This window comes from Streptomyces musisoli (assembly GCF_016741855.1).
Lineage (GTDB): Bacteria > Actinomycetota > Actinomycetes > Streptomycetales > Streptomycetaceae > Streptomyces > Streptomyces musisoli.
On sequence record NZ_JAERRH010000047.1, the window covers coordinates 1 to 18,094 of the forward strand.

Genomic DNA, 18,094 nt, shown 5'->3' on the forward strand with positions numbered 1-18,094 from the left:
CTATGGCTACGACATCTACGTGCGTCACGCCGGCGCCAACGGCGTTCACGGCGGGCGGCCCCGCGGGCCTGGCGGTCTATCTGCTGACGGTGGTCCTGGCGTGGACCGCGGGGCAGTGGCGCAGGGCGCAACGGGAACGGACGAGGGCGGAGACGCGCCGGGGTCCTTATCGCGGCCCGGACCTCGGGGACGTCCTCACGGCCCTGGGCTCGGCGAAGAGTTCGCCAAGATGCTGCCGTGATATCCCGGACAAGGCAGGGCGGGGAAGGCCGGGCGGGCCCAGGTTGTAGTCGCGCGGACCCGGCCCGCGCGGCCGCTCTCGCGTCACGGTGCGCTGCGCGCACTGTTGCTCCCCGGCCCGTCGGCAGCGTGCCCGGTTCACGTCAGCGTGTCCTGATACCCGATCTCACCTCGACGCACCGCGCCCGCTCCGGCCACCTCCGCCGCCTCCGCACCGGCGCGGATCAGCGCGGCCACCGCCCGTGATGTCGTCCGCTCCGGCCAGGCGAAGACGACCGTGGTGGGCGGCGCGTCGAGCAGCGGCACGCACGCCACGTCGGGCCAGGCGCGCCGGCGCACCGACTCGGGCAGGACCGCGACCACCTGGCCCAGCGCGACCAGCTGCATCACCTGCGAGATGTCACGCACCTCGGGCTGACGGCCATCGGTGGCGTCCGCCTCGTCACCGGGCCATCGGGGCAGCGGTTCGCCGGCCAGGTCGGCGAGCGTCAAGGCGGCGCGGCCGGCGAGCCGGTGGGCCCGGGGGAGCACGGCCATCTGGTCCTGGGTCAGCAGCGGTTCGGTGTCGAAGCCCGCGAGGTCGTCGTAGGGCGCGGTCAGGAACGCGACGTCGGCCCTGCCGTCGCGCAGCATCGGAGCCTGCTCCCCGATGCCGCAGACGATCACCTCGATGGCGACGGCGTCCGGATCGCGGCGGTAGTGCTGCAGGATCGACTCCAGCAGTCCCGCATCCCCGTTGGGCTTCATGGCCAGTGTGAGCTTCGGATCGGTCCGTGCCGCCCGCTGTGCACGCCGGACCGACGCCGTGACCGCGTCCAGTGCCTTGCGGCTCTCGGTCAGGAAGACCTGGCCGGCGCCGGTGAGCCGCACCGATCGGCTGGTGCGTGCCAGCAGTTGCACGCCCATGCGTCGCTCCAGCCGGGCGATGGCGCGGGACAGCGGCGGTTGTGCCATGCCCAGGCGCTGTGCGGCGCGGCCGAAGTGCAGTTCCTCGGCGACGGCGACGAAGTAGGCGAGCTCACGCGTCTCCGGCACATCCATACCCGCAAGGTATCGTTCGAGACGCTACGGGTGTTGGCCGGCGCGCTCGGTGCGGTGGTGTGCTGGACCCATGAACGAAACCATGATCACCCTGGTGACCGGCGCGAACAAGGGCATCGGCCGCCAGATCGCCGCCCAGCTCGGAGCCCTGGGCCACAGCGTCGTCGTCGGCGCCCGCGATACCGAACTCGGCCGGAAGGCCGCCACCGAACTGCGGGAGAGCGGTGCTGATGCGACTTCGGTCATGCTCGACGTGACAGACCCGGACTCGGCCGCCGCGGCCGCCGCCGAGATCGAATCCCGCTACGGCAGGCTCGACGCCCTGGTCAACAACGCCGGTATCAGCGTTCCTCCGGGCAGCGACCCGGGCGACCAGCGCCCGAGCACGGCGGACATGGACGTCCTGCGCGCCGTCTTCGAGACCAACTACTTCGGGGTGATCGCCGTCACCAACGCGATGCTGCCGCTGCTGCGCCGATCGGCCTCGCCGCGGATCGTCAACGTGTCCAGTTCGGTGGGCTCGCTCACCATCAACGCAGACCTGAAAGGCACCGACGGACCGCCGCTGATGCCGGTCTCCGCCGGGTACGCCACCTCGAAGACGGCGCTGACGGCGCTCACCCTGCAATACGCTTGGGACCTGCTGGCCGAGGACATCAAGGTCAACGCCGTCTGCCCCGGCTACGTCGCCACCGACCTGAACGGCCACCGCGGCCACCGCACGCCGGCCGAAGGCGCGGTGGCCGCCGTCCGGATGGCCACCATCGGCGCCGACGGACCGACCGGCACCTTCACCGACGACGAGGGCCCGGCACCCTGGTGAACCGGCCGGGGATTCTCCATCCGACGCGTTCCCCGGCCCGGTCTTCGGAAGACCACACCCCGCCCAGTGGCCTGGGGCCCTGGGGCGGGCAGGTCCGTGTGGTCTTCCCAAACGGTCCGGATCGGCCCGAGCCGACACGACCTGCCTGCCGACCCAGCGGCCGCAGGGGCGTCCTACCCGGTCGGCAGAGTTACCCGGTTCGATCTCGGGGCCGGCGCGTCCGGTCTCGGGCCGGGGTCTGAAGCCTCAGACGGAGACTCCGGCACCGCCGTAGGCCTTGGAGGGCTTGTAGTTCTTGGAGCCCTTGTACTCGGCCGTGTAGCCGCCACCGAGCGCCTGGACCCATGCCTGAGGATCTCCGGCGTACTGCTTGGTGTGCAGCACCGCATCGCCGTTGGCGTCGGTGATGGCGGTACCGGCCGCCTTGTTGTTGATCATGAAGACGATTCTCTCGCCCTTGACGGGCTCGCCGTCCTCGTCCGTGAGGTTTGCGGTGACCGAGTCCGATATCAGGCTCGACAGCCTGCCGGACCCATCCGAAGTGGTCAGAATGGTCGCCTTCGGCCCGCTCGGCTGAGCCGGCGTACCGTGGACCCGTTGCCCACCTGCCTCTTCAGCCTGTCGTTCTCTTCCTGCAGCTCCCTGTTCTTCGCCATGAGAGCTTCGATCATCTTCTGGTCGGTGTCCGACATCGCGCGTTCTCCTCGCTTTTCGCGCCCAGGGGTGGGCGCCTGCACTGCGAGTCTGTCCGGCTGGATATGCCGACGTCATGCGCACTTGAACTATTCGAGTGAAAAGAGGCATCTATGTGCCGTTTCTGGATACGGCGCAGCGATGACCGCGAACAACCCGCCGGGCTCATGGCAACCTGGCCATGGTCCTTGCGGCAGGGCTTCACCCGTCTGTCAGCCCAACTGGCCTTTCCTGCCACCACGTTGCAATGGCTCAGCGCGACGGCCCCGCACCCCGGTGAGGGGGGCGGGGCCGTCGGTTGCCCAAGCGCCGCTGTGAGCGCAGGCCGCCCTAGCTGCTGCCGGTGTGTCGTCGGCGCATCCACCACACCATGGCCGCGCCGGCGGCGAGCGCTGCGGTGGCGATGCCTGCGATCAGGCCGACGGGGGCGCTGGATCCGGTGTCGGCGAGGTCGCCGTCAGGGTCGGCGGGGGGTTTGTCGCCGTCGCCGGCCCGGGAGGGGCTGGGCGCCGGTGCCGGCGGGTTGTCGGTCGGCGTCGGCCCTCCCCCGCCGGTCGACGTCGGTGTCGGCGTCGCCGTGTGTGTCGGCGTGGGTGTCGGGGTGGGCGTGTCGCCACCGTCGTCGCTCTTGCCCGCGCTGTTCCCGCCGAGCATCAGCATGCCGTCATGGTCCGCATCGTCGGTCGCGGCCTTGACCGCCGTGTCCTTCGTGCGCGGTGTGTAGGGGTTCTCCGCGCGGAACTGCAGACGCGTGATGTTGCGCTTGGGCTGCTTGGAGAAGTCGACTCCGCCGACGGTGATGACCCAGACTTCTTCGCCCTTGGTCAGCTCGTACTTGAACTCGCCTTCCTTGAAGATCTTGACGTACCTGTTGAAGACGTCGGTCTTCTTCCAGCCCTGGTGGGGCGCCCGCAGCGGCCACCGCTTGACGTCGTTGCTGTTGATGATCTTGCGGTAGTCGGTGGGCTGCCGGGCGTCCTGCTGCCGGATCCATTCCGCGGCGACCCGGGCGGTGTAGACGCGGCGCAGGTCGGCGTACTCCGGCTTGGTGTTGATCCACTTTTCGACTTCGGGGACCACCGTGCGCCTCAGGACGCGTTCGTTGTGCTCGATCTCTTCCCTGCTCAGCTGATCCTGGCAGGACTCCCCGCCGCCGGGGCCGGGGGTGTTGACGTCGGCGTACTCGGACTGGAGCTTGAGGGGGGCGTCGAGGATGTAGATCCCGCCGTCCTGTTCACGGACCTTCGCGGTCTTCGGCTCGATCCAGTTGCGGCCGGAGTGCAGGCATGGCCAGCCGTTGACCTTGGCGAGGCCGTCCCAGGCGGCCTTGCCGACATCGGTCTTGGGGTCCATCGCCTTGTAGAAGTCGTGCTTGAGCTGGAGGTCGGCTTCCAGCAGGACGCGACCGGCGTCGGTGGAGGCGAACTTGTCGTCCATGATCGTGCCGGGGGTGTCCGGGTTGAGGTTCACCCAGAACTTGTCCGGGGTCAGGGCCAGCCAGGTGAAGAAGGCGTCGGAGATCATCTGCGCCTTCTCCTTGCCGCCCCAGCCGCCGGACTCGCCCGGGGCCTTCTTCGCGGAGAACGCGTAGTCCAGGCCCTCGCCCCTGACCGGCTTTCCGACGTACTTCAGGTCCAGGGAGGTGAAGTCGATGCCCCCCGGCCCCTTGGGGAAGCGGCCCCCGGACGCCTGTTCACGGCGCTTGAGGAAGTCAGCCATGTCCTTCGGGGTCGGCTTGGACTGCTTGATCTGGTCCACCGCGCCGCCACGCGACCCGCTGTTCTTCGACGGATCGGCGTTCATGTAGGGGGCGTTGTACCGGTAAGGGCTGTTGTTGGCCTTTGCCGGCGCCTTCTCGACGGCGTTGGAACGGTGCTCGTGGATCGTGACGCGTTCGCGGCCGAGGGCGTCCTTGCCCAGGTTCTGGCGCATCTCGTTGAAGAACTTCTGGCCGTTGCGGCCGCGTTCCTCGGCGAAGACGAACCGGATCTTGTAGCCGGACCTCTTCCAGCTCTCGTTCCTGGACAGTGCCAGGTCCTTGGGCTTCTGGCTGTCCTCCGGCTTGTTGTTGGACTTGATCTCCACGATTTCGCGGGTCTTCTTGTTGATCGCGTCCAGGATCCGGCGGTGGACCGTGCCGGTCTTCGGGTCCCGGACCTTGATCTCCTTCTGGCAGATCCAGTCAGGCCCGACCAGGCCGAAGTCCTTGACGACCTTGGCTTCGAACGCCTTGCCCCGCGGGTCGTGGCCGGACTGCGGGATGTACTTGCCGTCCCGCCAACCCTCCCAGTCCGTCGTCCACTTGCTGCCCGGCCTGGCGATCTCCTTGGCGTAGTACGCGTACACGCGCCGCGGGTCGCCCTTGCCGTAGGCGTCGGGGTCGGTGCCGACCTTCTTCAGGAACGCGGCGCGTTCGGCCGGGTCGGCGGGCAGCTCCAGGCCGTCGTACTGCTTGCCGGGGTTGGTGTAGTCGAACTCGTCCCACTGCGACTTCGGACGGCTGGTGTCACCGGTCGGGAGACGGCCGGGGCGCACGTTCCTCAGCCCGTACAGCTCGTCGCACCGCTTCCCCGGCGACAGCGGCTTCTCCTTCGCCACGGCAGTGCCGTTCAGCGCCGGAAGCGCCCCGGTGGCGAGAACGGCGGTGCAGGCGAACGCGACGGCGCTCCTGGTCCAGACGCGCAGGTGGCCGGTTCTTATCTGGTACTTCATGTGAAGCAGGTCTTCCCCAAGGGCCCAGTGGGGACGGGTCCCGTGCGCCGCCAGGGCCCCCGTAGTCATGGGTGGCACACAGGTTGCACCACCCTAGATGCTCAACTTCCGCCGTCTGCAGGGAAAGTGACGCATGTCCCGGCGTCGCCTCGGCATGTACACACGACCATTACAAGCAGGTTCCGGTGCCGCGCTAGGGTCACCTCCATGGAGGAACAGCAGCGCATGGATGAGAAGGAGTGGGCGGACAACCCGCGGCTGAACGCCTGGACCGCCGCACAAGCCGCCTCGTTCGCAACGTGCTCCCCGTTCGACAGGGGCGGATGGGACTTCAGCGTCGAATCCCTTGACCGGCTCGAAGACCTGCTGCGCCGCCGGTTCACCTCCTACGAGGACATCACCGCGGCACATGACACCCAGCTCGTCACCCTCGCCGCCTGGTACCTCGGGGAAGTCCACATCCGCCACCACGGCGCGCAGTGGCAGTGCCGGCCCGAACCCGACCCCCAAGGCCTCGGGAACGATCAGCCCTACGTCACCGTCCCCTCCGACCGCGCCGACGAGTACCCACCGGCCGACGACGACCCGGACGAAGACGGCCGCCCCCTCACCGTCCCCGCCCACGAACTGGACGCCCTGTTCCTGCGCGGCCCCGATCACCGCCTCCGCGACACCCTCACCCGCTACCAGCCCCGGGACCGGTGACCGGCAAGCCCCTCCCTGCCCGGCTCACCGGCACGACCGGCAGTGACGATCCGGCCGAAGCCGTAGACGAGGGCCATACCCCGCTTCGTACGGCCGCGGCACCACTCGATGGTGTTGCGCCGCCCGCAGGTCTCGATCCACGCAGTGAGGTTTTCCGGACGAAATGATCCCGTGAGGCGACTCGGCCCGGATCCCGTGAGGCGACCGCCCGTAATTCCGCGAGCCGCGAGGAGTCCCGCGGCGCCCGGCGGTCTTACTGTCGAACCACGGAGGAGGCCTTCTGATGCGCAGCGTGACCTATTCGATGAGCGTCTCGCTCGACGGCTACATCGTCGGGCCGGACGGCCACTTCGACTGGACGGCGCCCGACGAGGAGGTGTTCCGCTTCTGGATCGACGAGATCCGAGAGGTCGGCGTCCACCTGCTGGGGCGACGCCTGTACGAGACGATGCTGTACTGGGAGAGCGCCGATCAGGATCCTTCGCTCGACGACTCCATGCTCGAGTGGGCCGCGCTCTGGAAGCCGCTCCCCAAGGTGGTGTTCTCCACCACGCTGCCGGCGGTGCGGGGCCATGCCCGCCTGGCCTCCGGCGGTCTGGCGGAGGAGATCGAGCGGTTGCGAGCCGAGCCGGGGGAGGGCGACATCGCGATCGGCGGCGCGACCCTCGCCGCCGAAGCGGCCGCATCGGGCCTGATCGACGAGTATCGGACCGTGGTCTACCCGGTGCTGGTCGGCGGCGGCATCCCGTTCTTCCCCCGGCACGAGCGCCGGGTGGATCTCGAACTCGTCGAGACCCGCACCTTCAGCTCACGATTCGTCTACCTCCGCCACCGCGTGGCGCGTTAGTGCGACTGCACAGGTTCGCCGGACTGGAAGGCCATATAAGGCACGGTCGCCCTCCCCGTCCGGATGCCCGCCCGCCATGAGACTTGACGAGGAGCACCCAGGCGCCTCGTCAAGGATTGGCGAGGCGCGCACTCGTCCGCCACCGATCGCAGCAAGATCGTGCAAACGATGCTGAAAATTGTCGTCCCGGCGATGTCACGCTGCCCTTCACGCATCAGGCGCCGGGACAGTGGCGCACGGCCGCGCGTCACGCCCAAGCGCCCGCCCCAGGACGCCATCACTGACCAGCAGCATGGATCCCAACGCCCCTGAACATGCGCGAATCTTCAGCCCGGCAACTGCGTGAGGCGCTCGAGGTCGTCGTGCACGGCCTCCTGCTCCTTCGAGGTGAGGTGGACTGCGGTGGCCGCGGCGATCGCGGACCTCGCGGTTTCTTCGTCGCCGGCACGAGTGGCGACGTCGGCCCGCAGTACGAGGAGCCGCAGCAGTTGCACAGGCGTGGGCCGCTCGTCCTGTAGGTGCAGCGCCCGGTCGATGATCTTCGCGGCGCCCGCCAGGTCCTCCTTGGAGTCGGCGAGGAGGGAGGCGTAGTGCAGGGCCCGGGCGAAGGTCTCGTCGGGGGCGGGTCGGTGGTGCTGGTTGTCGCTCGTCCGCTGCCCTATGCGGATGCAGTTGCCGCCCGGATCGGTCATGAGGAACTGCCGCACGCCGTGTGACGTGTTCTTCAGCTGCCCGAATCGCGGCAGCCCGCGGTTCGGTACTCGCCCGTACGCCGCCTTCAGCCTGGTCCGAAAGGTCTCGTGCAGCCCGTCGACGTCATCGGTCTGGACGATGCACGTGCTGAAGGAATCGGCCGGCTCGTAGTGCTTCATCCCGAAGAAGTGGAGCTGTATGCCGCCGTGCTGGACGACTGCGTAAGGATTGGGGCTCTTCTGCTGGAAGGTCACCTCGAAGCCAAGGGTCGTGTAGAAGTCGAGAACCGGCCGGATGGTCCGACACGGCAGGATCGGAATCGTCTTCTCGCTCACCCCACCCACTCTAGTCAAAATTGAATAGCGGGGGAGGGGTATCGGTGCCGTGGGCGCCAAACCACCGCCGCCAGCCAGGGGGTGTCGCCAGTCGGTGGGGACGAGGCAGGCGTCGGCTGGCCTCGTCCCGGCCGGGCCGCGTGAGGGCGGCGCGGCGAAGGTGGCTGCAGCGGGGTATGTGTGTTCGGTGACCGCCACCGTGGAACGGAGGGCGGTTCAGGACACCGCGGGAGCGACGTCCGTGACCTCGCTCAGCCGGACCGTGCACAGCCCGCGGGGCTCGCTCTTCACCTCCGTCACCTTGAGCTGGGTACCCGGGGTGAGGATGTATTCCTCCTCGCCGGTGAAGGCGGAGAAGCGCTTGATCCCGACCGCCCGGGCAGGCGTCACCTCGAAGAGGGTCCGCTTGCCGCGACTGCCCAAGAACGCCCTGGCCACCTTCAGCTCGGAGGTACACGAGGAGACGCCCCACCAGGTCACCGTCCGGCCCACCGGATACTGCGCCCGAAGATCCAGCGACACCCCGCGCCACAACGGCTGCGTGTAGGACGGCAGTTCCGAGACCGCCGAGAACAGCAGCCGCAGGTACGGCAGGTAGGGCGTGACCCTGGTGCGGTCGGGGGAGCGCAGAACGCTGTTGATCTCGCGGTAGAAGGCCGACTCACAGGTGTAGAGGTGGAGCGCGGCGATCGCGTCGGCGGACAGGCCGCCGCCGGCCGCCTGGTCCGCACGCCGCTTGCCGAAGTCGTGGGAGCGCCGGATGTGCCCGGTGAGTCCGGACAGTGCCGCGGAGACCGGGGCGACGGCGCCCTGGAAGTCCATCAGCGGCGTGTCGAAGACACCGGTGATCGCGGGCAGGACCAGGCCCTCGTCCTTGACGCTGGTGAGGCGCTCCAGGTACAGCTGGTGCAGGTTCATGGTCGACTCGATGAAAGCGCCCATGCGCGCCGAGACACCCCCGTCCGCACCGCCCACGCCGGCCGCCGGCACGTTCCACCCCTTGCTCGGCAGCCAGTCGATGCGGTCGGCGCCCAGCGAGGCCAGGGCGTCGTTGACCTGGGCGAAGTGGTCGCCCTCGCAGAAGATGTCGCCCTGTGCCGCCGGGTTCGCGTGGTCGAGGTGACGGACCTCGACGTCCGGGTACTTCTGCTGGAGCCGCAGGACGACCCGCTTCAGGCTGCGGGCGTGCGCCCCCCACCACGCGAACACGACCCCGCGGTCCTCCTCGGCCGCGTCCTGCTTGGCCTTGAGGATCTCCTCGACGATCCGCTCGGCGACCGGCCGCCAGAACGCCGTGTGCTGGTCGGCACCCATCGCCCCGTCGCCGCTCGCGGTCAGCGACGCGTTCAGCAGGAGCACACCCTGCGTCAGCATCGCCTGGAACCACTCCGGCGGCTGGACCGTGTCCCGCTCCTTCAGCAGCGCCCGCACGTCGGCGATCGGGGTCTTCTTGGCGATGCCGTACTTCCACATCGCCGCCGCCTTGATGAGGCACCGGATGCTGACGACCCGGCCGAACTGGCTGTCCTTCCAGTCGCTGAAGGTGTTGTCGAACATGGCTATGCCGGTGGCGCTCTCCGGCCGCGGGTACGGGTTCTGGCCGAAGACCACGACCTTCCACTTGTGCGGCGGGTTCGGCTTGAGTGCCTGGAACGTCAGCTCGCGGACCGGGACCACCTCATGGCTGCGGCCCTTCCCGATGAACCGTGCGGCGTCCGGCTGCGCTTCGATGACCGGCTTCAGCAGCGGGAGCCAGGCCTCCCCGCCGCCGTCGAAGAGCTCGGTCAGGGCGAGGGGGTCGTTCGCATCGCCCTGGGGCTTCGGCGGCTGGCCCGCAGCCGGGACGCCGGTCGTCGATCCGCTCACGGCGCAGGCGCCCTCGCTCGTCGTGGCAGAAGGAGGGGAGGGGGCGGGGGCGGCGGTCTCGGGCGCCGGCGCCGGCGCCGGCGCGGGGGCGACGGGCGTGACGGCCGTCGGCGGCACGATGCGTACCCGCTGGTCGACGGGCGCGTTCTCGATCCCGTGGAGCTGGGAGATGATCGTGGACCGCAGCTCGTCGTCGTCCTCGAACCAGTGGTCGTGGAAGAGCGTGTAGCCGGTCCACATCAGATTGGCGCACACCCGGGCCGGCACCTGGCCGGTCTGCGCTCCCATCCCGACCAGCGCCACGGACCGGATACTGCCCGGCTTCTTCTGGTTGTGCCGGTGGACGGCCTGGAAAGCGGCCGCGCACGCCAGCGCCACGTTCAGCGTGGCGCTCACGTTCTGCGAGGACCGCACCATCGTCGGCGTCGATATCAGGTACCGGGGGACGGTCGCGCCGGACGGGACGCAGACCGCGCTGCCCACCGGCATGGGGCCGGCGAACCGGTCGCGGATCGCCCGCTGGACGCGCACCTGGATGCCGGATCCCAGGTACCGCTTGATGACGGCGTCGACCCCGCCGTCCATTCGGCCCCGGGAGTTCGTGGGGGTGACCCAGGCGTCGACGTCCTCGTCGAGGATCGAGCCCTTGCGGATCTCGATGCCGGGGGTGTCGGCGAACGCGGCGCGCCACGCCTCCACCACACGCTCGTTGACGTCCGTCAGCACCACCCTGAGCGCGGGCAGCACAGTGCTCTCGGTCATCGTCCACTCCTGTCGTGCAACAGCGGTTCCAAGACCTCGAACGTATCGCCCACCACTGACAACGCAGCCCCCACAAGGGCCCGGTGACCAGCCGTCATGCAGCGCGGTCGGTGAGTGCCCGGCAGCGCAGTCGCGGCACGCCGCTCCCCGCGCGGGCGGGGCCCTCGCCCCCGGCGCGGTCGCATGGCGTGGCGCCGCGTGTGGTGGTGCGCCGCCTCTCAGCCGACGGTGGGCCGGTCGCTGCCCGGGAGCAGGCGTGCGTGCCGGCCCCGCGGGCAGGACAGCAGCCGCTCGTCGAGTCCCAGCCGCCGCGCCTCGGTCAGGAAGTCCTCGAGCGGTGAGCGGAAGACGGTGTAGTCGTCGTAGTGCACGGGCAGCACCCGGCGGGGGGCCAGGCGCCGGGCGAGTTCCGCTCCCTGCGCGCCGTCCATGGTCACCACGAAGCCGCCGGGCAGCTGCGTGCCGCCCAGGTGGAGGACGGCCAGGTCGGCGGCGGGGAAGCGGCGGGCGATCTCCTCCAGGCCGTCGAACAGCAGGGTGTCGCCCGAGACGTACAAGCGCAGCAGCACCGGCCCGGCGGCCGGGCCGAATTCCAGCATGCTGCCCATGACGGGCGGCAGCAGGCGGCGCAGCACGGGGTGCAGGGCGTGCCGTCCGGGCAGCGAGGTCACGCGGACCTGTGCGGTGCCGCGCCGCAGCGTGCAGCTCTCCCAGGTGCGCAGGCCTCCTGCCCGGTGAAACCCTTGCAGGGTGCGCAGCCGGCGCGCGGCGTGCGGTGTGGTGACGATCGGGAGCGAGTGGTCCAGGTGGCTTCTGGCGCGGCGGTCCCAGTGGTCACCGTGCAGGTGTGAGAGGACGACGCCGTCCAGGCGGGGCAGGTCCGCGGCGTCGAGGGCGGGTTCGGTGAGCCTGCGGCTGACCAGTCCGTATCCCAGGTGGGCGCGCTCGCCCCGGTGGAGGAGGTTGGGGTCCGTTAGCAGGGCCAGTGCGCCGAACCGCAGCAGGACCGTGGCGTTGCCGATGAAGTGGAGGTCGATGGCGTCGTCGAAGGCTGTCATACCGGTTCCTGCCCGGCGGGCGCAGCCCGTCTGAGGTCGGCACGGTCTGGTTGCCGGCCCCCGGGTTCCCCTCATGCCGGGGCGCATACACCGCGCCGGCCCTGAACAGGGGGCGGCCGATCACGCGGCGCGCGGCGTCACGACCGCCCGCAACCTTCGCACCTTAAGGCCTCACGGAACCCCCGGGCGGTGAACCGGGCGCCGGCACCCGCCTGCCGGTCCGACAGCCCCGCACCCCGCCCCCCCGCACCATGGCGAGCAGGCCGGTTGCACCTCCCCGCCTCCGGTCCCGAGTGGGCCTTTGTGTCACCTTCGCCAGAACAGGTGGTGCGTCACGCCGCTCGGGCTGGGCACGACCTCCAGGTGGAACCGGTCCAGCAGTTCGTCGGGGGACTCCCACAGTCGTAGTCCGGACCCGAGCTCTACCGGCGAGACCGCCACGTGCATGGTGTCGACGAGGCCGGCCTCGAGGAACTGCCGGATGGTGGTGACCCCGCCGCCGAGCCGGACGTCCTTGCCCTGTGCCGCTTCCCGTGCCTGTGCGAGGACGGTGGCCGGGCTGCCGTCGACGAAGTGGAACGTGGTGTCGGAGAGTGTGAACGACGGACGCGTGTGGTGGGTCATGACGAACACCGGTGTGCAAAACGGGGGCTCCTCTCCCCACCAGCCGCGCCACTCATGGTCCTGCCAGGGCCCGCGCTGGGGACCGAATTTGTTGCGGCCCATGATCTCGGCACCGATGTCGCGTGCGAAGTCCCGCGTGAAGTGGTCGTCGAGGCCCCGGCTCCCGCCGGGCTCCGTGCGCATGGGCCAGCTCGCCGTGGCTCCGGCCCAGGCGAACAGCCTCTCGGGACGGTCGAGGCCGAACGGACTCTTGAGGCTTTGGTGCTCACCGGCACCGATTCCGTCACTCGAGACGTTGAAGTTCATGACTCTCAGCAGTTGACCCACGGTTCCTCGTCACGTTGTCGCGTCACCGTGCGGCGAGCCGCCGCACATCATGACGTCGAACGGGACGCGGCCGGATCGACAGCGGCCCACAACTTTTTTCCGAGGCGCATCAGGATCGACAGCGCCCACCGCCTCTTCCACGGCGCCTCAGGAAGCCGCCCCGCTGGTCGGCGGCTTCCAAGATGCGTTCTCAAGCCGGCCTGACCGGTTCCGCATTCCCGGCTCCGTCACCTGCACTGCCGTACATCCCGCCACGGCCTACACACACCGTGTATACACACCAGGTATACACGGTGTGTAGAGTGCTGTGCATGTCCATCGGTCACACCCTTTTGGGGCTCCTGGAGGCCGGCCCGCGCCACGGCTACGACCTCAAGCGGGCCTTCGACGAGAAGTTCGGTCACGACCGGCCGCTGCACTACGGCCAGGTCTATTCGACGATGTCCCGGCTGCTGAAGAACGGTCTCGTCGAGGTCGACGGGATCGAGGCGGGCGGCGGTCCCGAGCGCAAGCGCTACGCGATCACCGACGCCGGGATCACCGACGTACAGCGGTGGCTGGCGACCCCGGAGAAGCCGGAGGAGTACCTCCAGTCGACCCTCTACACCAAGGTCGTCCTCGCGCTCCTCACCCATCGCGACGCCGCCGGGATCCTCGACACGCAGCGGGCCGAGCACCTGCGCAGCATGCGGATCCTGACCGACCGCAAGCGCAAGGGCGACCTCGCGGACCAGCTGATCTGCGACCACGCCCTGTTCCACCTGGAAGCCGACCTGCGCTGGCTGGAGCTGACCGCCGCGCGACTCGACAAACTCAGTGAGGCCGTGACCCGATGACGACTCCTCCCCCCGGTTCCCTGCTCACCGCGCGCGACCTGCGCAAGGCGTACGGCCCGACCCACGCGCTGGACGGCGCCGAGTTCTCCATCCACCCGGGCGAGGTCGTCGCCGTCATGGGCCCCTCCGGGTCCGGCAAGTCCACACTGCTGCACTGTCTCGCGGGGATCGTGCCGCCCGACTCCGGGTCGATCACCTACAACGGGCGTGAACTGACGCAGATGAGCGATGCCCAGCGCAGCGCGCTGCGCCGCTCCGAGTTCGGGTTCGTGTTCCAGTTCGGCCAGCTGGTGCCCGAGCTGACCTGTGTGGAGAACGTCGCCCTGCCGCTGCGGCTGAACGGCTCCTCCCGCAAGGACGCCGAGCGGACCGCGCGCGGCTGGATGGAACGCCTGGAGGTCGACGACCTCGGGGCCAAGCGGCCCGGCGAGGTCTCCGGCGGCCAGGGCCAGCGCGTCGCCGTGGCCCGCGCGCTGGTCACCGGACCGCGCCTGCTGTTCGCCGACGAACCCACCGGCGCGCTCGACTCCCTCAACGGCGAACGCGTGATGGAACTGCTGACCGAAGCGGCCCGCTCCACCAACGCCGCCGTCGTCCTTGTCACCCACGAGGCACGCGTGGCCGCCTACTCCGACCGCGAGATCGTCGTCCGCGACGGCAGGTCCCGCGACATGGAGCGCGCCATATGAACACCAGGCAGTGGGCCAGGGACCTGGGTCTGGGGGCCCGCTTCGCCGTCACCGGCGGACGCGAGGGCTGGGTCCGGATGACGCTGACCGCCGTCGGCGTCGGCCTCGGCGTGGCACTGCTCCTGCTGTGCACCGCCCTGCCCAACGTGTTCGCCGCCCGCCACAAGGTGGAGGACGCCCGCTACGACTACACGTACTCCGACAAGGTCCCGCCGAAGGCCGACGACACCTTCCTGATCGCCGCCACCGACACCGTCTGGCACGACGTCGACGTCCGCGGCCGGCTCGTCGAGCCCGAGGGCGAGCGGGCGCCGCTGCCCCCGGGGGTCGACAGCTTCCCGGGCAAGGGCGAGATGGTGGTCTCTCCCGCGCTGGGGGACCTGCTCGCCTCGGACGGCGCCGAGCTGCTGCGGGAGCGGCTGCCCTACAAGATCATCGGCACGATCGGCGAGAGCGGACTCATCGGCTCCCACGAACTGGCCTACTACGCGGGCGCCTCGGGGCTGAAACTCACGGACTCCTCCCCGGTGCACCGGCTGACCGGGTACGGCAAGCCGGACGCGACACCCGAGAAGACCGACCCGGTACTGCTGCTCATGGTCCTGGTCGTGTTCGTGGTGCTGCTGACCCCGGTCGCCGTGTTCATCGCCGCCGCCGTCCGCTTCGGCGGCGAGCGCCGCGACCGCCGGCTGGCCGCGCTGCGCCTGGTCGGCTCGGACAGCCACATGACCCGGCGGATCGCGGCGGGCGAAGCACTCGCCGGAGCCCTGCTCGGCCTGGTCGTCGGCACCGGCTTCTTCCTCCTCGGCCGTCAGACGCTGGGCTCCACCGAGTTGCTGGGCGTGAGCGTCTGGCCCAGCTACCTCGATCCCTCTCCCGTGCTCGCCGCGCTGGTCGCGGTGGCGATCCCGGCCGCCGCCGTACTCGTCACGCTGCTCGCGATGCGCGGCGTGGTGGTGGAACCGCTCGGCGTCGTGCGCGCGGCCAAGCAGCGCCGCCGCCGGCTGTGGTGGCGGCTCCTGCCGCCGCTGGCCGGCCTCGCGATGCTCTACCCGATGATCGGCAAGGGCCGGGGGAGCGGCGACTTCAACCAGTACCTCGTCATCGGCGGCGTGCTGCTGCTGCTGATCGGCATCACCGCGCTGCTTCCCTGGGCCGTGGAGGCGGTCGTCGTCCGCCTCGGCAAGGGCGCGCTGTCCTGGCAGCTCGCGGTACGGCGGCTGCAGCTGAGCAGCGGAACCGCCGTACGCATGGTCAACGGCATCGCCGTCGCCGTGGCCGGGGCCATCGCCCTGCAGATGCTGTTCACGGGAACGCAGAGCCAGTACACCAAGGCCACCGGCAAGAACCCCGGCCGGGTCCAGATGCAGGTCGACCTCAGCGACCGCAAGCCGCTGTCCGGTGTCGAACGCGAATTCACCGGCACCAAGGGGGTACGGGCCGCAGTCGCCCTGGCCGTCTCGCAGTACGGAGACGCGCGTCGCGACCCCAAGAACAGCAACGGCCTGACCGTGGGCGACTGCACCGCCCTGCGCGAACTCGCCACACTGCCCTCCTGCAAGGACGGCGACGTGTTCGTCACGCGAACGAGGAGCCACTACACCACCCCCGGCAACGCCGACGAAATCGCCGTGGTGAAGCCCGGTCGGCAGCTCTACATCGACCCGTCGTACGGCGACGCCACCGAACGCGGCATCGAGGTGCCCTGGACCGTCCCGGCGAACGTGCGGGTGGTGGACGCGCGCAAGGACTCACTGCAGGACGCCAACAGCCTGCTGGTCACCCCCGCCGCCCTGCCCGCCAGGGCCGCGCCCGCGTTGTTCTCGGACGGGGCCTACCTGCGTCTGGACCCGTCGGTGCCGGACGCACGGGAGTACGTACGCAACGTCGTTGCCCGGATCGACCCCCTGGCACGCGCCTACAGCTGGTCGGCGACCGAGGAGGACGCCAAGTACACCTCCATCCGCACCGGCCTGTTCGTCGGCTCCGCCTTCGTGCTGGCACTGATCGGCGCGAGTCTGCTGGTCTCCCAGCTGGAGCAGCTGCGCGAGCGCAGGAAGCTGCTCTCCGCGCTGGTCGCCTTCGGCACCCGGCGCCGCACGCTGAGCCTGTCGGTGCTGTGGCAGACGGCCCTCCCGGTCGGACTCGGCCTCGTACTGGCCACGACGGTGGGTGTCACCCTCGGCTCGGTGCTGCTGAAGATGACCCGTACACCGGTGGCCATGGACTGGGCGAGCGTCCTGACCATGACCGGCGTGGGCGCGGCCGTGGTCGGCGTGGTCACGCTGCTCAGCCTGCCGCCGCTGCTGCGGATGATGCGCCCGGAAGGCCTGCGCACGGAATAACCCCGTCACACATCCCCCGAGTGGGCTCCTCCGGCCAGGAGGAGCCCACCCCCGCACACGGACGAGCCCGGTCGGCATCGCCGAGGAGCTCTTCGCACCTGCCTGGCAGTCCTCGCGCGGGCGGCTATCGGTTCAAGAAGTCCGCGATGCCCTCGAAGAGCCCCTGCGCCGCCTTCTGCCGCCAGGCACCGTGGGCCAGCAGTGCCGAGTCCTTGCTGTCACGCATGTTGCCGCACTCGATGAACACCTTCGGGACCGTGGACAAGTTGAGGCCGCCGAGGTCCGTGCGCGTGACGAGCCCGGTGCCCTCGCCCACGTAGTTGGACGGCGGCTCGCGGGTCTCGCGCAGGAAGAAGCCGGCGACGCGGGCGCCGAGGTCGCGGGACGGGCCGACGATCGGGCGGGTGTCGGCGGCTCCGGCGTGCACCGTTCCCGGGAGGATCACATGGAAGCCGCGGTCGCCCTCGGCCGAGTCGTCGGCGTGGATCGAGATGGCGGCATCGGCGTGTGCCTCGTTGCCGATCTGCGCCCGCTCGGTCACGCACGGCCCCCAAGGGGGCGTGTCCCCGTCGCGGGTCAGTTTCACCGTGGCACCTTGCCGCTCCAGCAGGGCGCCCAGCCGGTGTGCCACGTCGAGGGTGAAGTCGGCCTCGGTGTAACCGGCTTTCGTGGACGTCCCGATGGCGTCGCACTCCTTCCAGTTCGTTCCGATGTCCACCTGACGGTTGATCTCGGCCGGGTGCTGGAAGTTGCCCTGGTTGTGCCCGGGATCGATGACGATCACCTTCCCCGCGAGCGGGCCGGCCCCCGCCCCGGCGGCCCCCTTGGCGTCGTCGCCGGGCGAGGCGAAGGACGGCGCCGACACGGACCGCACCGGCGAGGAGGCCGCTGCGGACGTCCGCGAGAACGCCGAGGCGGGGACGCCCGCGCGCGGCGAAACGCCCGAACCACCTCCGCCCACCGCTTCGTACACCATCCAGCCGAGCAGCGCGCCGGGCACCAGCGCGGCGAGTGCCACGAGCAGCGGGCCGCGCCGGGCGGAACGCCGCTCGGGGGATTCGAACTCCGGGTCTGGATACGACACGCCGCCACCGTAGAGTCCGGGCTCCGTCGCGGACGGCGGCCTTGCCGCACAGACCGCGGCCGATCAGCCGAACGGCGTCGCCGAGCACCGCCACGTGGCCCGAGGACGGCACCTGCACCGACCCGCCGGCCGACGTTCGCGGCTGACGACGAAGACGGCTCCCGGCCGCCTCGGCGCCGGCATCCATCCCTAATCTTGCAGGGTATCCCCGGCTTCAGCCGGGGAGGGAATGCATCCTTGACCCGGAGCCGCGAAGCGGTGGAGTTCTCTGCGGCTCCGGGGTGACGGTCAGACAGGCTGCTTCTGGCCTTCGATGTACTGCTTGATCACGGTCAGCGGTGCACCGCCGCAGGACCCGGCGAAGTAGGAGCGGGACCAGAACACGGAGTCCAATCCGATCCGGTTGATCCGGCC

16 protein-coding genes are annotated in these 18,094 nt (G+C 70.0%); 7 read left to right on the forward strand and 9 right to left on the reverse strand.

Features of this window, described 5'->3' with window-relative positions; translation table 11 throughout:
• Window positions 1-378 precede the first annotated feature (378 nt).
• Complete coding sequence (locus JK361_RS39615; protein WP_201827850.1) at window positions 379-1,281, reverse strand: LysR family transcriptional regulator; 903 nt, start codon at window positions 1,279-1,281, stop codon at window positions 379-381.
• A gap of 70 nt (window positions 1,282-1,351) precedes the next feature.
• Between JK361_RS39615 and JK361_RS39620 the strand changes: the two genes are divergently transcribed.
• The gene (locus tag JK361_RS39620; RefSeq protein ID WP_201827853.1) at window positions 1,352-2,104 is read left to right on the forward strand and encodes an SDR family oxidoreductase; all 753 of its coding nucleotides are present in this window, start codon (window positions 1,352-1,354) and stop codon (window positions 2,102-2,104) included.
• 246 nt (window positions 2,105-2,350) lie between these two features.
• Here the strand turns inward: JK361_RS39620 and JK361_RS39625 are convergent, their stop codons facing one another.
• A complete protein-coding gene (locus JK361_RS39625) occupies window positions 2,351-2,542 on the reverse strand; it encodes a hypothetical protein (protein WP_201827856.1) in 192 nt (63 codons plus the stop codon).
• Here JK361_RS39625 and JK361_RS39630 point away from each other — a divergent pair.
• Complete coding sequence (locus JK361_RS39630) at window positions 2,541-2,681, forward strand: hypothetical protein (protein ID WP_201827858.1); 141 nt, start codon at window positions 2,541-2,543, stop codon at window positions 2,679-2,681. The genes JK361_RS39625 and JK361_RS39630 overlap by 2 nt on opposite strands.
• 446 nt (window positions 2,682-3,127) lie before the next feature.
• On the opposite strand, the gene JK361_RS39635 is transcribed toward JK361_RS39630, so the two are convergent.
• A complete protein-coding gene (locus JK361_RS39635; RefSeq protein WP_201827861.1) occupies window positions 3,128-5,509 on the reverse strand; it encodes a hypothetical protein in 2,382 nt (793 codons plus the stop codon).
• Window positions 5,510-5,716: 207 nt separating this feature from the next.
• Here JK361_RS39635 and JK361_RS39640 point away from each other — a divergent pair, with 207 nt between their 5' ends.
• Window positions 5,717-6,214 (forward strand): hypothetical protein, encoded by a 498-nt coding sequence (locus JK361_RS39640; protein ID WP_201827864.1) that lies wholly within the window; start codon window positions 5,717-5,719, stop codon window positions 6,212-6,214.
• Between the two features lie 283 nt (window positions 6,215-6,497).
• The gene (locus tag JK361_RS39645; RefSeq protein WP_201827866.1) at window positions 6,498-7,061 is read left to right on the forward strand and encodes a dihydrofolate reductase family protein; all 564 of its coding nucleotides are present in this window, start codon (window positions 6,498-6,500) and stop codon (window positions 7,059-7,061) included.
• 326 nt (window positions 7,062-7,387) lie between these two features.
• Here the strand turns inward: JK361_RS39645 and JK361_RS39650 are convergent, their stop codons facing one another.
• The 4 genes from JK361_RS39650 to JK361_RS39670 form a co-directional block, all read right to left on the reverse strand.
• Window positions 7,388-8,089 carry a bleomycin resistance protein gene (locus JK361_RS39650; RefSeq protein ID WP_201827869.1) on the reverse strand — a complete coding sequence of 234 codons (702 nt, stop codon included), beginning with the start codon at window positions 8,087-8,089 and terminating at the stop codon, window positions 7,388-7,390.
• 216 nt (window positions 8,090-8,305) lie between these two features.
• Window positions 8,306-10,717 carry an ADP-ribosyltransferase domain-containing protein gene (locus JK361_RS39655; protein ID WP_236054632.1) on the reverse strand — a complete coding sequence of 804 codons (2,412 nt, stop codon included), beginning with the start codon at window positions 10,715-10,717 and terminating at the stop codon, window positions 8,306-8,308.
• A 218-nt stretch (window positions 10,718-10,935) separates the two neighbouring features.
• Window positions 10,936-11,775, reverse strand: a complete 840-nt coding sequence (locus JK361_RS39665; protein ID WP_201827872.1) for an MBL fold metallo-hydrolase — start codon at window positions 11,773-11,775, stop codon at window positions 10,936-10,938.
• A 306-nt stretch (window positions 11,776-12,081) separates the two neighbouring features.
• Window positions 12,082-12,726 (reverse strand): dihydrofolate reductase family protein, encoded by a 645-nt coding sequence (locus tag JK361_RS39670; RefSeq protein WP_201827875.1) that lies wholly within the window; start codon window positions 12,724-12,726, stop codon window positions 12,082-12,084.
• A gap of 311 nt (window positions 12,727-13,037) precedes the next feature.
• On the opposite strand from JK361_RS39670, the gene JK361_RS39675 reads away from it, so the two are divergent.
• The 3 genes from JK361_RS39675 to JK361_RS39685 are packed head-to-tail and all read left to right on the forward strand — an operon-like array spanning window position 13,038 to window position 16,596.
• Window positions 13,038-13,562, forward strand: coding sequence for a PadR family transcriptional regulator (locus tag JK361_RS39675; RefSeq protein ID WP_201827878.1), 525 nt, complete (start codon window positions 13,038-13,040; stop codon window positions 13,560-13,562).
• Complete coding sequence (locus JK361_RS39680; protein ID WP_201827881.1) at window positions 13,559-14,251, forward strand: ABC transporter ATP-binding protein; 693 nt, start codon at window positions 13,559-13,561, stop codon at window positions 14,249-14,251. The genes JK361_RS39675 and JK361_RS39680 overlap by 4 nt, the downstream gene beginning before the upstream one ends.
• Window positions 14,248-16,596 carry an ABC transporter permease gene (locus tag JK361_RS39685; RefSeq protein ID WP_201827885.1) on the forward strand — a complete coding sequence of 783 codons (2,349 nt, stop codon included), beginning with the start codon at window positions 14,248-14,250 and terminating at the stop codon, window positions 16,594-16,596. Before JK361_RS39680 ends, JK361_RS39685 begins: the two co-directional genes overlap by 4 nt.
• A 124-nt stretch (window positions 16,597-16,720) precedes the next feature.
• Here JK361_RS39685 and JK361_RS39690 read toward each other — a convergent pair whose 3' ends face one another.
• Together JK361_RS39690 and JK361_RS39695 are read right to left on the reverse strand one after the other, a co-directional pair.
• A complete protein-coding gene (locus JK361_RS39690) occupies window positions 16,721-17,680 on the reverse strand; it encodes an N-acetylmuramoyl-L-alanine amidase (RefSeq protein WP_201827888.1) in 960 nt (319 codons plus the stop codon).
• Between the two features lie 288 nt (window positions 17,681-17,968).
• Window positions 17,969-18,094: transposase (locus tag JK361_RS39695; protein ID WP_201827891.1), on the reverse strand; the 126-nt coding region annotated here is incomplete at its 5' end.